At 36.3% G+C, this 14204-nt stretch carries 13 protein-coding genes; all 13 read left to right on the top strand.

The genetic code is table 11. The features are described 5' to 3' along the window. Positions 1-12 precede the first annotated feature (12 nt). The 13 genes from IEV15_RS01320 to IEV15_RS01380 all read left to right on the top strand — a co-directional run bounded on the left by IEV15_RS01320 (position 13) and on the right by IEV15_RS01380 (position 14203). Positions 13-1179, top strand: coding sequence for a glycosyltransferase family 4 protein (locus IEV15_RS01320; protein ID WP_188360687.1), 1167 nt, complete (start codon positions 13-15; stop codon positions 1177-1179). Then, positions 1176-2351, top strand: a complete 1176-nt coding sequence (locus IEV15_RS01325) for a glycosyltransferase family 4 protein (RefSeq protein WP_188360688.1) — start codon at positions 1176-1178, stop codon at positions 2349-2351. Before IEV15_RS01320 ends, IEV15_RS01325 begins: the two co-directional genes overlap by 4 nt. Next, positions 2338-3231 carry an FkbM family methyltransferase gene (locus tag IEV15_RS01330; protein ID WP_188360689.1) on the top strand — a complete coding sequence of 298 codons (894 nt, stop codon included), beginning with the start codon at positions 2338-2340 and terminating at the stop codon, positions 3229-3231. The genes IEV15_RS01325 and IEV15_RS01330 overlap by 14 nt, the downstream gene beginning before the upstream one ends. Positions 3232-3235: 4 nt before the next feature. Then, on the top strand, positions 3236-4297 hold the full coding sequence (locus IEV15_RS01335) for an exostosin domain-containing protein (protein WP_188360690.1): 1062 nt from the start codon (positions 3236-3238) through the stop codon (positions 4295-4297). Further along, positions 4287-5612 carry a glycosyltransferase family 2 protein gene (locus tag IEV15_RS01340; protein WP_188360691.1) on the top strand — a complete coding sequence of 442 codons (1326 nt, stop codon included), beginning with the start codon at positions 4287-4289 and terminating at the stop codon, positions 5610-5612. The genes IEV15_RS01335 and IEV15_RS01340 overlap by 11 nt, the downstream gene beginning before the upstream one ends. A gap of 42 nt (positions 5613-5654) precedes the next feature. Beyond that, a complete protein-coding gene (locus IEV15_RS01345) occupies positions 5655-6452 on the top strand; it encodes an FkbM family methyltransferase (protein ID WP_188360692.1) in 798 nt (265 codons plus the stop codon). Positions 6453-6461: 9 nt separating this feature from the next. Then, on the top strand, positions 6462-7280 hold the full coding sequence (locus IEV15_RS01350; RefSeq protein WP_188360693.1) for a class I SAM-dependent methyltransferase: 819 nt from the start codon (positions 6462-6464) through the stop codon (positions 7278-7280). A gap of 1 nt (position 7281) precedes the next feature. Further along, the gene (locus IEV15_RS01355; RefSeq protein ID WP_188360694.1) at positions 7282-8031 is read left to right on the top strand and encodes a hypothetical protein; all 750 of its coding nucleotides are present in this window, start codon (positions 7282-7284) and stop codon (positions 8029-8031) included. Positions 8032-8038: 7 nt separating this feature from the next. Beyond that, the gene (locus tag IEV15_RS01360; RefSeq protein ID WP_188360695.1) at positions 8039-9139 is read left to right on the top strand and encodes a glycosyltransferase family 4 protein; all 1101 of its coding nucleotides are present in this window, start codon (positions 8039-8041) and stop codon (positions 9137-9139) included. Next, entirely contained in the window at positions 9136-10281 is a 1146-nt protein-coding gene (locus IEV15_RS01365; RefSeq protein ID WP_188360696.1) for a glycosyltransferase family 4 protein, read from the top strand. The genes IEV15_RS01360 and IEV15_RS01365 overlap by 4 nt, the downstream gene beginning before the upstream one ends. Before the next feature lie 6 nt (positions 10282-10287). Beyond that, on the top strand, positions 10288-11697 hold the full coding sequence (locus tag IEV15_RS01370; RefSeq protein ID WP_188360697.1) for an O-antigen ligase family protein: 1410 nt from the start codon (positions 10288-10290) through the stop codon (positions 11695-11697). Beyond that, positions 11597-12616 (top strand): glycosyltransferase family 4 protein, encoded by a 1020-nt coding sequence (locus IEV15_RS01375; protein ID WP_188360698.1) that lies wholly within the window; start codon positions 11597-11599, stop codon positions 12614-12616. Before IEV15_RS01370 ends, IEV15_RS01375 begins: the two co-directional genes overlap by 101 nt. Positions 12617-12808: 192 nt before the next feature. Next, positions 12809-14203 (top strand): exopolysaccharide biosynthesis polyprenyl glycosylphosphotransferase, encoded by a 1395-nt coding sequence (locus IEV15_RS01380; protein WP_188360699.1) that lies wholly within the window; start codon positions 12809-12811, stop codon positions 14201-14203. Position 14204: the final 1 nt, after the last annotated feature.

Consider the following 14204-nt stretch of genomic DNA (forward strand, 5'->3'; position numbering starts at 1 on the left):
ATATGTTGTTTCATGAAAGTAGCTTTATACACCGGAGAATTGCCACCACCTGTTTTTATTGATCGTTTGATACAGGGTTTGGCTAAAGAAGGCGTGGAATTGATCTTGTTTGGAGCAATGAAGAAAAAGGTTAGTTATGCGTTTCCTACTATAACCGTAGTAGGCTATCGCGGAAAAATGCATAAGTCTTGGCAACTTTTTAAATACACGGTTTTGTTGCTGTTGTTCAAGGCCAAGGCCAAAAAAAAACTGGATAAAATTCTAGACCAACAAGAACGTTCGGGAACTTTGCAAAAATTAAAATGTTATCCTGTTTTGTACCACCAGCCTGATGTTTTTCATTTGCAATGGGCTAAATCTATAGGTGATTGGATGTGGGTGCAGGAGTTTGGGATGAAATTGGTGTTGAGTGCAAGGGGAACCCATTTGACAATAAGTCCGAAGGTATATCCTAAGTATGCGGAAAGTTATGCTTTACATTTTTCTAAAGTAGATGCCTTTCATACGGTTTCCAAAGCAATAGCAAAAGAAGTAGTATCCTATGGTGTTTCTCCCGAATTAATTCATGTTGGTTACAGTGGTTTGAATCTTAAAGATTTCGCTTTTAAAGTTAAAGCGGCATCAGCAAAAAAAATACATATACTCTCTATTGGAAGAGCACATTGGGTTAAAGGTTATTCGTATGCGATTGAGGCCATGTGTCTTTTGAAAAAGGAACAAGTTTCTTTTTCTTATACTATAATCGGTCTTGATGCCAATGAAGAATTACTTTTTTTACGAGCTCAATCGGGTTTAGAGGGTTGTATTCAATTTGAACCTTATTTATCTTCGGATGAGGTGTTGGAAGCGATACAACAGGCCGATGTTCTTTTACTGCCAAGTGTTGAAGAGGGAATTGCTAATGTGGTTTTGGAAGCTATGGCTTTAGGAACAGTTGTGGTAACGACAGCTTGTGGCGGGATGACGGAGGTGGTGACAGATGGTGTGAATGGATTTGTAGTACCTGTTCGCGATCCGAAAGCAATAGCAGCGGCACTTGTAAAAGTTTCTGAATTAGCTCTTGAAGACTATCAACGTATGAGTAAAGCTGCCCGAAGCACTATTGAAAAAAACTTTACGGAGCAACAAATGGTTGCAGCGATGCAAAAACTATATCAATCCTTAGAAACACAAGCATGAGAATTGGCCTTGTTTTGCCGGCGATTCCGGCCTATTCGGAGACTTTTTTTCGTTCGAAAATAAGCGGACTGGTTGTGAACGGGCATGAAGTAGTGTTGTTTGTGAATGGAGAAACTATGGAAACCCATTATTGTGGGGCACGTGTGGTGAGTTCTTTTTCTACACAAGGAAATAGCATACTTCTTTTGTTGAGGGCAAAAGTTACGTTGTTTGTTTTATTGGTCAGCCATTCTAAAACAGTGTTTCGGTTTGTAAAAAGTGAACGAAAGGAGCATACCCCATGGTTGACATTAATTTCCCGTTTGCTGCTGAATGCGGCACTCTTATCGGAGCGATTGGATTGGCTTCATTTTGGGTTTGCTACGATGGCTTTAGGACGAGAGCATGTTGCGGAGGCTATTGGAGCCAAAATGGCGGTAAGCTTTAGAGGGTTTGATTATTATGTGTACCCTATTAAAAACTCAGGTTGTTATTCGAAGTTATGGTCTAAAACCGTGCGGTATCATGTGTTGTCTGAATCCATGAAGTTAGGTTTAATTTCTTATGGAATCCCTGATTCAAGCATTTTTATAATACCACCGGCAATTGATACCGCTTTTTTTTCACCACACCCTGCTTTTCAACCCAACAAATCGTTACAGATTCTAACAATTGGACGATTGCATTGGATTAAAGGATTGGACTACACACTTGAAGCCCTTGCTTTATTACACCTAAAAGGAGTAGCCTTTCACTATACCATTATTGGAACAGGACAGGAAGAAGAACGCTTGCGGTTTACGGCCCATCAATTGGGTATTGACCCTTTTGTAACATTTGCCGGCAAACAATCATCAGAATACATTAAAAAGCAATTGGAGCAGACGGATGTGTATGTGCAATACAGCATACAGGAAGGGTTTGGCAATGCGGTGCTGGAAGCTCAAGCGATGGGGGTCTATTGTATAGTGAGTGATGCAGAAGGATTAGAGGAGAATGTAATGCATGGGAATACCGGAAGTGTAGTGCCCAAGCGAAATCCGAAGGCTTTGGCTGACGGTATCAAAGCATTTCTTGGAATAGCAGCAATAGAAAAGGTAAAAAGTAGTGAACAAGCTATAGCGAGAGTGAAACGTGATTTTTCGGTTGAGAAACAAGAATTGAAATTCAAAGCATTTTATGAAAATAGTTAAAAAGTTAAAAAAAAGGTATACTGAATTTAAAAGACATCCAGTAACTTCATATTTTCCAATTGGTGCTATTTACAGGTATGTTTACTTTAATGTAAAGGTTTTATTTTTAAAAGAATGTAATTATGATTGGATTAACGGGCTAAAGTTTATTGCCCGAAAAGGTGACGCCGGTATTGTAAGCAATATTTATCATGGTTTGTATGAATTTGAAGATTCCATTTTTTTACTTCATTACACAAAATCAAGCGATGTTTTTTTTGATATTGGGGCAAATTTAGGTCATTACTCTTTAATTTTATCAGGAAGCAAGAATTGTTTGTCCTATTCATTTGAGCCTGTGCCGGAAACTTTTAGTCAATTAAAAAAGCAAGTTTTACACAATAAATTGCATGATAAAATTTCTATATTTAATCTAGGTTTTTCAAATCAAACAGGTTTTCTATATTTTTCAACAGACAAAGGAGTTATGAATCATATTGTGTCTTATCAGGAAGAAAAATCAATACAAATTCCCGTAACTACTTTAGATGATTGGTGCAAAACTGTTCAGCCTACAATTATGAAAATTGATGTTGAAGGTTTTGAAAAATTTGTTATTGAAGGTGGAATACAAACTATCAAAAATACAAACTTGAAGGTAATCTTAATTGAATTTAACAAATCAGGCAAAAAATATGGTGTAACGGATGAAGAAGTTTATCAACGATTACTGGATTTTGGTTTTTCCCCATATGCATACAGTTATCAAACAAAAGAGTTACTTCTTTTAGAGAAGTATAACTTAAATAGATTTAACACGTTAATGGTTAGGGATTTGGCTTTTGTTGAAAAGCAACTTCTGTCCGATTACAGAGTTAAAATATTCTCAAAATGGTATTAGATTTATGATTAAAATTTTTATTCCTTCTATTGATTTTACAGGCACAAACAAACTCCAACTTTTTGTGTTAACCCGACCATTTTATACTGCGGAAGGTTGGCGTAATGATTTAAAATTAAAAGAACGATGGGGTATTGCGGATACGTTTCACTATACCGATAGTCCTGATGAAGCTTCTTTTATGCTTTTGCCCCTGCCTGTGAATTATTATGTCAATAGCGGACAATTGAAAGAACTGAAAGCCTATAATCTTCTGTGTCTGGAGAACGACATTAAAGGTTTTGGCTATATTTCAGGAGATTTTGGAAAAGCGTATCCTGAATTTTCTCAGTTTACCTATTTTAGAATGGGTGGTTTTAAAAGTCAGCTTTCTGATAAAAATCATGGTTTTCCCGTGTCTTTATCCGATCATTTCCAAAAAATATATGGTTTGGAAGAACCTATACCTCGCGATAAATCAGCGACTCCGAGTATTGGATTTTGCGGACACGCCACAGATTCAACGCTAAAAAGAGGAAAAGAATTGCTCAAGTGTGTACTGGAAAACGGAAAACGTTTTTTGCAAAACCCTTTTCGAAACGATTGGGAACCGCTTTTTGCTTCGGCTTTTGAACGATGGTATTTGTTGCAAACCTTAGCAAATGCTAGGGATTTGCACTGTAATTTTATTTTTAGAAAGCACTATCGGGGGGGAGTTGATAACCTAACAGAACAGAAACGTACCACTAAAGAATATTACGACAATCTTATGCAATCGGATTATGTGCTTTGCGTTCGAGGTGCCGGTAATTTTTCCGTGCGTTTGTATGAAACCCTTTTGATGGGTAAAATCCCTATATTTGTCAATACAGATTGCTTGTTGCCTTTGACCGATGAAGTGGATTGGAAACAACATGTGGTATGGGTGGAATGGGAGGAGCGGCATTTGATTACCTTTAAGTTATTGGAATTTCACAAAGCGATTTCAAACGAAGCCTTTAAAGAAATGCAATACAAGAATAGGAAACTATGGAAAGAAATTTTGACAGTGGCTCATTACATGAAAAAAACAGGAAATGCTCTTTAATTTTTTAACCTATATTCGGCCTATTTGGTATTTTAACCTCAAATCCAAAAAAGAGTGGGGGTACTTTCCAACTACTGAAGGTTTGGAGGGATTAGGGGGTTTGTTTCCAATTGATAATGGCTATACTTCAAAAGCCGGACAACAACGTGACCGAGCCTATACGGCATTTCAATCCGGTTATATAGCGTTTCAGGAGGAAACGGGTATAAATATTTGGGACTTAGAACAAATCCCGGTCATAGATGAATACCGTTTTCTCAGAAAAAACGTCCATACAGCTTGGGTGTTTTACACGTTGCTGCTTCGATTAGTTACTTTTCACAACCCCATCAAAGAGTTTTCCGGTTTTTTTAAAACGAGAAAAGTGAAACGTTTGGATTATTCCAACCAAGTTTTTGAGTACCCGGAATACGACACTTTTGAGAGTCCGTTAGTGCAAAGTCAACCGTTGGTTTCAATAATTATTCCCACGTTGAATCGGTATGACTACTTGAGCGATGTGCTTCGGGATTTAGAACAACAGGACTATACAAATTTTGAAGTGCTTGTAGTGGATCAAACCGACCCGTTTCAGGAATCGTTTTACCAAGGATGGCAATTGGATTTGCGGTATTGGTACCAAGAAGAAAAAGCCTTGTGGAAAGCCAGAAATGAAGCCATTCAATTGGCCAAAGGCGATTGGATTTTGTTGTATGATGATGATTCCCGAATTGATTCCAATTGGATATCGGAACATTTAAAAGCGATTGATTTTTTTCAAGCCGATATCTCTTCCGGAGTTTCGTTAAGTGTTGTGGGAGCTGAAATCCCAAAACATTACAGTTATTTTCGTTGGAGTGATCAGCTGGATACGGGCAATGTGTTGTTGAAAAAGGCCATTTTTCAGGAGATTGGTTATTTTGATTTGCAATTTGAAAAGCAACGCATGGGCGATGGGGAGTTTGGGTTACGTGCTTATTTGAACGGCTATAAAAATATTTCTAATCCGAAAGCGAAGCGAGTTCATTTAAAAGTCAGTCAAGGTGGGTTGCGACAAATGGGCAGTTGGGACGGTTGGCGACCAAAAAAGTTGTTTGGACCCAGACCGGTACCAAGTGTGTTGTATTATAGTAGGAAGTATTTTGGTAGAAGATTATCATTTTTTTACTTATTGCATTCTATAATTCCTTCAATCTTACCTTATAAATATAAAGGAAACAGAATTTTAACTGTAGTAGTGTATTTAACTTTTCCTTTGTTTTTTCCATTAATCGTTTTTCAAGTCTTTTATTCATGGCACCTGTCAACAGATAAATTAAAAAATCAACTAAATTAGTTGATTTGATATAATTTAATACATTTATTAAAAATACAAAATATGAAAATAAGGAAGCTGTTAAGTAATATCAAACACCGTTTATTACACAAAAAAGAGCAATGGGATATTGTTGAAGTGAATGGTAAAAGTATAAAATGTTTAAAAAATTCTTATAGAAAGACTAAAGATTCAGATGATGATTGGTTTAATGATTTATCAAAAAATTCTACTGTCATTTTTGATATTGGTTGTAATATTGGTTATACAGCATTACTTGGTTTAACTAATGAAAATGTAAAAAAAATACTTTTAGTAGATCCTAATCCTGAAGCTTTGTTTATTGCCCATAAAAATTTAATTGAGAACAATTTAATAGGGAAGACATCAACCTTTGTCTCTTTTGTTAGTGATACCAATGACAATGAAATTGACTTTTATACCATTGGTCATGGTGCAGCAGGCAGTATTTATAAAAGTCATGCGGAAACAGCAGCATCTCTTAATAGTTTCATTAAAGTTAAAACTGTAACTTTAGACTTTTTGAGTTCCTATTTTGATTTAGCTCCTGATTTTGTTAAGATTGATGTTGAGGGAGCTGAGTTTCAGGTTTTGGGGGGAGCAAAAGAAACAGTTTTAAAGAACAAACCTAAAATATTGGTTGAAATGCACTCCAACAAAGAGCTGTCAATGTTTGAAAATACTAATAATGTATTGAAATGGTGTCAAGAAATTGACTATGATGCTTGGTATCTAACAAACAAAGAGCTATTGACAACCCCTGAAACTGTCAAAAAAAGAGGGAAGTGTCATTTTTTATTGTTGCCAAAAGGTCATTTATTTCCAAGTTATTTAAATTAAGTAGAATTTATGTCTGAATTTTTAAAATGCAAAATCTGTGAATCTCAAATAGAGCTTCTTAATGAGAAATTCAATTTAGTTCAATGTACCTCTTGCAGTTTAATTTTTGCTAAGAAAATTTTTACTGAGGCGGAATTCATAGCTACTTATGATCAATTGTATAATCAAACTTCACAATATGGAACTCACGGAAATGAGTTTGAAAAACTAAAAAAAAATGGCACTGTTTTTATAGGACGACCCAAATTGAAAGTACTCCGTTATATTTTAAAATCGGATAATAAACACATCGTTGAAATTGGAGCCGGAGTAGGAATTGTAGCTAATTATTTAACTAAGTTGGGTTTGAATTATACCGGAATTGAGTTGGATGAACCTACTGCAAAAAAAGCACAGTCATTGGGCTATAATGTTCGGGTAGGTGATTTTTCAAAAGTGGAAACAATCGAAGGAAAATTGGATGCCATTGTTGCTTTCGAAGTGGTGGAGCACCTTCAGGATTTGCCTCTTTTTTTTGAATTAATTCAATCAAAATTAAAAAAGGGAGGCTATTTTGGCTTTACTGTTCCTAATTATAATAAACGTTTGAATTATGATAATCCGGGTAGTAAAATTTATCAATCGGGTCCACCTATTCATCTCAATTATTTTACCCTTGAAAGTATTGAAAAGATTGCGAAACGATTCGGTTTTAAGATTCATTTTTGTGAAACCAAAAAGTATCCTTATTTCAATTGGAATAAAAGAGATACGTATAAGTTCATTTTGAAATCATTACTTGGCAATTTTCATGGTGCCACAATCATGTGTGTTTTAAGCAAAGAATAAGATGCAGTTAGTTTTAAAAAGAGTAGCCGCTAAAATTTACAGTTTGCTAATTGCTTTCAAAGGCTTGCTTGGAAGGAAGACAGATACAACGCACTATTTTACTTTACATAATTTAAAAACAAAATACTCGGAAAAGAAAAAGATAGTTGTTTTGGCAAGCGGGCCCTCAGCAAATGAAGTAGCGTTGAATAAAGATACACTTTATGTTGTGACAAATTCCGGGTATAGATTGGTTAAAAATTTTGATTATTTGTATTTTATTAATGATGGTTTTTATGTTAAAAAAGTTCTGGCAATTGGCGATTACTTTTTAAAAGATACGCAAGAAATTGTGTTTTTTTATCAAAATTCTGAATTGCATAAAAAAGGGTTTTGTTTTCTGAAAAAACATTTGACAAAACTTTCAAAAAAAAATAAATACATGATTTCTGAATTGGACAGTCATTCAGCATCTTTAGAAAATTGGAATCATTTCTCAGGGTTTTACAAACAAAGAAACCTGCCGATTAAGATTCAAAACAGTGGTGTTTTTTTACTCTTGTTTGGTTATTTTTTGGCTATTGAGATGCAATTACCTATCGAAGTTTATGGCTTGGATTTGGGAGTTGGTGGGGTTAAACATTTTGACAATAAAGGGGTGGCAGGTAAAAGCGTTACTAATGACAGGGTGCGTTCTAATGTTAAAATGTATTTGGATTTCATGACACAAGAACATACTGAATTTGTGAATTTTTCATATTTCAAAGGTTGATACCTCTATGAACAAAAGGCTACTTTTACTTACCTCAGAATTTCCTCCCTTACCGGGAGGCATAGGGACTCATGCTTTTCATTTGGCATCGGAACTCTCAGAAAAAGGCTATACTGTTCAGGTTCATACCAACCGAAGGATGACTGATTATGAAGAGGAAGCTGCTTTTGACAGGTCGCAATCCTTCACGGTTCGTCGCACGGAACGAAAAAATTGGGGGCGTACTTACTTGTATAGAATTGCAGCAGTTTTACAAATCGTTAAGCAAAAGCAACCTCATATACTAATAGCTTCCGGTAAGTTTTCCCTTTGGATGGGTGCTTTAATCTCGCTTTTTTTTACAAGTATAAGCAGTGTAGCCATTATTCACGGCACTGAATTAAAAGCCGGTGGCTTTTTTAGCCGGTGGTTTACTAAAATGAGCTTAAAACGATTTGAAAAAGTAGTGGCGGTTTCTCATTTTACAAAGAATAAAATAGCAGCTATTTTACCTGATGTTTGCGTAACGGTCATTCCTAACGGAATTGTTTTGCCAGCTGCCTCTTTTTCAGACGTACAAAAAGAGCTTCCTGTTTCGTTAGTGACTGTAGGCAATCTTACCCGTAGAAAAGGACAGCACAATGTGATAAACGCTTTGCCGGAATTGCTTTCTTGGAAGGCTACGATTCAGTATCATTGTGTAGGTTTGCCGACAGAACTTGAAGCGATTAAAGCGAAAATAAATGAATTACAATTGGGAGATAGTGTTATTTTTCATGGTGTATTGACCGAAACAGAAAAACGAGTACGACTGCAAAAAAGTCATGTGTTTATAATGTTGAGTGAGCATTTAGCCAATGGCGATTTTGAAGGGTTTGGTATTGCTGTTTTAGAAGCCAATGCTTTAGGCTTACCGGCAATAGGCTCTGTCAACAGTGGCATAGCAGATGCAATACAAGAGGGGTATAGCGGTAAATTGGTTGATCCCCATGACCCAATAGCCATCAAAGCGGCATTGATTGAAATTTATGCAGACTATGAGACGTATTCAAGTCAAGCAAAAGTATGGTCACAACAATTTCAATGGAAAGATATCATTGAAAAGTATACAACTATAATTGAATCATGAAGCGAAAGAAACTAGTTATTATATCCCATACGGAGCATTACACCGATGCTTCCGGCACCATTTGTGGTTGGGGTCCTACGGTGCATGAAATCAATTATTTGGCGGATTATTGGGAAGAAGTGGTTCATGTAGGGTGTTATTATAGTTATTATCCACCACCAAGTTCTGTGGCTTATACTAAAACCAACATTACCTATGTTCCCATTCCTGCTTATGGCGGTAGTACCTTGAGGAAAAAAATAGGTATTTTAAAGAAAATGCCCGGCATCATTCGCACTGTAAAAAAGCAACTGATTGGGGCTACCGAAGTGCAATTACGAACACCTACCGCCATGGGTTTGTTTTTACTACCCTTGTTTACTTGGTTTTGGAAGCGGGATTATATTTTTTGGGTCAAATATGCCGGCGACTGGGAGCAGGAGAAACCACCCCGTTCCAATGGTTGGCAACGTTGGTTTTTGCAAAAGAAGTGGATTGATTTTCCGGTCACCATCAATGGGTTTTGGCCTCACCAAGCCCCACAATGTTATTCTTTTGAAAATCCCTGTTTGACAGAGGAAAATATTGCTACAGGTAAACTTATTGCAGCTACTAAAAAGTTTGAACCACCCTACGTGTTAACTTTTGTTGGCAGAATTGACCATGTTAAGGGAGTAGATAGAATTTTAAAGGCATTATCCCCTTTACCTCATGGGATAATTGAGGCGGTTCATATCATTGGGGATGGTCCTGAAAGAGCGTTGTGCGAAAAACTAGCCAGTCAGTTACCTATATCTATTATTTTTCACGGTTATTTAGATAGGGCTACTGTGCATCAATTTTTATCAGCTTCCCATTTTTTTTTACTGCCGAGTTCGAATGAAGGATTCCCTAAGGTCATTGCGGAAGCTGCTTGTTATGGTATTGTTCCAGTTGTTTCTAATGTTAGTAGTATAAAACATTACTTGCATGAGAATAATGCTTATGTTTGGGATATAAATGGTCAGCAAACTTTTGAATCTGTTTTGGGAGAGGCAGTTTTTTCAGAAAAGTTGCAACTTGAACAAAAGTCAAAAAAAATACAGGAATTAGCAACACTTTTTACTTACACTAGTTATTTTAATAAATTAAATAAATTGATATTTAAAGAAACATTCAACTAATTTAAAATGAACAATTCCAACTATATACAACTCATTGGTTTGCATTTTATAATTGGATTCTTGATCTTTTTTTTCAAGCCTCTTTCTTATGTATATACCCATTTGATAATTTTTGGGGGTATAATTTGGGTTTTAAGGAATAAGAATGCCAACGAAGAAGCTTTATTAGTTGCAGCTTATATTGCGGGTTCTGAACTTTTGATTCGAATGACGAAAGGTTATTTCTTTTGGGAATATGCCAAGTATAGTATTATTATTGTGCTATTTATTGGCATGTATTTTAAGGGATTTGCAAGAAATGCACTGCCTTATTGGATTTTTAGTTTGTTGCTTTTGCCTGGAATCATTATAGGAATGATAGAATTTGGAAGTGATCCACGTTTACGACAAAGCATTTTATTTAATATTTCTGGTCCAATCTGTTTGTTTGTAGGATCACTTTATTGCTATACAAGAGCTATTAGTTTGAAAAAGTTTATGAAAGTGCTATTGATAGTTGCTTTACCTATAATAAGTTGTGTGGTATATGCCTTTTTATATACTCCAGATTTAAGAGAAGCTTTAGTGCATACTGGTTCAAACTTTGCCACTTCAGGAGGTTATGGACCCAATCAAGTGGCTACTTTTTTAGGTTTGGGAATGTTTGTTTTTTTTACAAGAGCTTTATTCTCCTCTCCTACTAGGTTACAGTTTTTGATTAACTTGGCTTTGTCATTGGTTTTAGCTTATAGAGCATTGTTGACTTTCTCGAGAGGGGGTTTAATAACAGGATTGTTTATGATAGTACTTTTTTTAGGAATTGTTTTTTTTAAAGGAGGTACTAATGTTCGTTCAAAGTTGAGTATGGTAATGGTTTTACTTGGAATAGGTATGTTTTTTATTTGGATCTATACAATTGCAATAACTGGAGGTTTAATTGAAAAAAGATATAAAAATCAAGATGCTCAAGGGCGAGCAAAATCAAGTGTTTTGTCTGGAAGAGAGGAAGTCGCGATGAGCGAAATTCAACTTTTTTTAGATGAACCTTTTTTAGGTGGTGGAGTAGGAAGCGGTCACAAATATCGAGAGGAGCATTTTGATATTTCAATTGCTTCCCATAATGAAGTTACGAGAATGCTAGGTGAACATGGTTTTTTTGGGATAATAGGTCTTTTATTGTTAATTATTACACCCTTAATTTTGTATCTTGATAATAAAAGCCATTTCTTTTTATTAAGTTTATTGGCTTTTTGGTTTTTAACTTTAAATCATGCTGCTATGCGAACGGCATTACCTGCCTTTATCTATGCCTTAACTTTACTTAAAATACACATTCATGAAATCCCTATTGTATATTGGAAACAAACTCTCCAAGCAAGGCAACAATCCCTCAACGATAGAAACGTTGAGCCGGCAACTACAACAGGAGGGGTTTAAGGTTACGACTGTATCCGATTATCAAAACAAAGTCTTCCGGTTGATGCACATGTGGATTGCAATTGTGTTACATTCCCGTAAAGTAGATGTGGTACTTATAGATGTGTACAGCACGTTGAATTTTTGGTATGCTTACAGTTGTAGTTTGTTATGCCGTGTTTTTGATATCCCTTATATCCCCATCTTACATGGTGGAAATTTGCCTGCTCGTTTTCAAAATAATCCTAAAACAGCCATGGCTTTAGTTAACTATGCCTATAAAACAGTCATCCCCTCTGCCTATTTAAAAAAACATTTAGCTTCTTTTAACTTGCCAAGAGTGGAGGTCATTCCTAATACTATAGAACTGGCAAACTATCCGTTTAAACAACGAAGTGCGTTACAGCCCCATTTACTTTGGGTCAGAGCTATTGATTCGATTTATAATCCTGAAATGGCTTTGCAAACACTGGCTCTTGTTCGAGAAGAATTTCCAGAAGCTCAATTGACCATGGTGGGACCGTATAAGTCAATTTCGGAAACAGCTTGGCAACAAACGTTGCAAAAATACCAGCTACCGGTTCGAATGACCGGGAAATTGACAAAAGAGGAATGGATTGGGTTAGCGGCATCTCATACGGTATTCATTAACACCACCAGGATTGATAACATGCCTGTAAGTGTAATTGAAGCAATGGCACTTGGATTGCCGGTGGTTTCCACTGATGTAGGTGGTATTCCGCATTTGATACAGCACGAAGTCTCGGGTTTGTTGGTGCCCACTAACGATGCACCTGCTATGGCTCAAGCTGTGCTTCGTTTGTTGCGTTCGGAAGGCTTAACTGAAAAACTCACTTTAAACGCCAGAAAAGAAGTAGATAAATATGATTGGAGAGCGATTGCAGTGCAGTGGAAAGCACTGTTGGAGGGTGGTATTTAGTGTTCAGTATTTCAGTATTTCAGTATTCCGTGTTTAGTGAATTAAGGAGAGGTTGTAGCGGTTTTAAAAGGATTGCTTTTAAGTGACATAAATTTACTATTACGCAACCATAAATTTTTAATTATCCTATTGTTTACGCTATTGTCAATGTCATTGATTTTTGTAACTTGCCCTCTAAATTGAATTTTACCAATGAAATCCAACAAAAAAATTCATTTTGAAATATCCGAGCGTAAAATTCTTTTGCGGGTATTTGATGTGTTTTTTGTTTTGGGAGCTTTGTATCTGGTAGGCGGTATTTTTAACTTCAGTTATTTCTATATCACCCCTTCCAATTTTTACTGGACATTGGTATTGGGACTTTATTTGTTGTTTTTCGGAACGGTGTTTGAAGCTTATAACCTCCAAGTGGCCAGTAATCAATTTCAAATGATACGGAGTGTGACTATCACGGCTTCCACTACGGTTTTGTTTTATTTGCTGACTCCTATATTGACTCCTACCTTACCCAACAATCGGATTCAAATTCTCTATTTCTATTTGGCCGTATTGTTGGCCTTATTGATATGGCGATTGCTGTATCAAGTGTTTTTTGCATCGTATCGCTTTGAGAAAAAAGTGTTGTTGGTTTGTGATCATGAGGCGGTTTACGACTTGGTTTCGGGTTTGCAAAATGCCGATCCACATTATAAAATAGTAGGTTATGTGGCAACTGATACAAAAGAGGACTATGTGAACACCGCTCTTACCATTCCTTCAGTAAATACGCTACATTTAGAGTCATTTGTAAAACAAAATGGCATTTCTGAAGTGGTGATTGCTACTGAGAAAACCGAAGCCATAACGGTAACTTTATACAACAAACTGCTTCTTTTGTTAGAAAATGGTTTTGTCATTCGAGAATACATTCAAGTCTATGAAAGTTTGACCCAACGCATTCCAGTGCAATTTGTAGCCCGTGATTTCTACCGCTATTTTCCATTCAGCAGGAGCAATCAAAACCAATTGTATTTGATCATTGTTCGCTTTTTAGAAATAGCAGTTTCTTTGGTTGGCATTGTTGCCGGCTTTTTAGTGGTCCCTTTTTTAGTAATCGGAAATGCTATTGGCAACCAAGGTAATTTATTCTATACCCAACAACGGGTAGGCAGAAACGGCGAGGTGTTCCGCATCATCAAATTCAGAACTATGGTAAAAAATGCCGAACAACACGGTGCTGTTTTTGCTACTGCAAATGACACACGTGTCACTCCGTTTGGTAAGTTCTTGCGAAAAACCAGAATAGACGAAATCCCACAGTTTATCAATATTTTATTAGGACATATGGCTGTTATTGGCCCGAGACCGGAACGACCTGTTTTTGTAGAGGAAATAGCGGCAGTCATGCCATTTTATCAAACCCGCCACGTAGTGAAACCCGGTTTAACGGGATGGGCTCAAGTGAACTATGCCTATGGTGATTCCATCAATGATAGTTTGATTAAACTGCAATATGATTTGTATTACATCAAACACCGAAGTATCTTTTTGGATATTAATATTGTGATTAAAACGATTAGTACGGTGTTGTTTTATAGGGGGCAGTAAA

This window comes from Flavobacterium orientale (genome assembly GCF_014638005.1).
GTDB classification, from domain to species: domain Bacteria; phylum Bacteroidota; class Bacteroidia; order Flavobacteriales; family Flavobacteriaceae; genus Flavobacterium; species Flavobacterium orientale.

Bases quoted from the DNA above. Each gene is read 5' to 3' on its own strand.
- IEV15_RS01360 (WP_188360695.1), top strand. From the start codon at position 8,039: ATGAACAAAAGGCTACTTTTACTTACCTCAGAATTTCCTCCCTTACCG.
- IEV15_RS01335 (WP_188360690.1), top strand. From the start codon at position 3,236: ATGATTAAAATTTTTATTCCTTCTATTGATTTTACAGGCACAAACAAA.
- IEV15_RS01350 (WP_188360693.1), top strand. From the start codon at position 6,462: ATGTCTGAATTTTTAAAATGCAAAATCTGTGAATCTCAAATAGAGCTT.
- IEV15_RS01355 (WP_188360694.1), top strand. From the start codon at position 7,282: ATGCAGTTAGTTTTAAAAAGAGTAGCCGCTAAAATTTACAGTTTGCTA.
- IEV15_RS01370 (WP_188360697.1), top strand. From the start codon at position 10,288: ATGAACAATTCCAACTATATACAACTCATTGGTTTGCATTTTATAATT.
- IEV15_RS01345 (WP_188360692.1), top strand. From the start codon at position 5,655: ATGAAAATAAGGAAGCTGTTAAGTAATATCAAACACCGTTTATTACAC.
- IEV15_RS01375 (WP_188360698.1), top strand. From the start codon at position 11,597: ATGAAATCCCTATTGTATATTGGAAACAAACTCTCCAAGCAAGGCAAC.
- IEV15_RS01380 (WP_188360699.1), top strand. From the start codon at position 12,809: ATGAAATCCAACAAAAAAATTCATTTTGAAATATCCGAGCGTAAAATT.
- IEV15_RS01325 (WP_188360688.1), top strand. From the start codon at position 1,176: ATGAGAATTGGCCTTGTTTTGCCGGCGATTCCGGCCTATTCGGAGACT.
- IEV15_RS01330 (WP_188360689.1), top strand. From the start codon at position 2,338: ATGAAAATAGTTAAAAAGTTAAAAAAAAGGTATACTGAATTTAAAAGA.
- IEV15_RS01365 (WP_188360696.1), top strand. From the start codon at position 9,136: ATGAAGCGAAAGAAACTAGTTATTATATCCCATACGGAGCATTACACC.
- IEV15_RS01340 (WP_188360691.1), top strand. From the start codon at position 4,287: ATGCTCTTTAATTTTTTAACCTATATTCGGCCTATTTGGTATTTTAAC.
- IEV15_RS01320 (WP_188360687.1), top strand. From the start codon at position 13: ATGAAAGTAGCTTTATACACCGGAGAATTGCCACCACCTGTTTTTATT.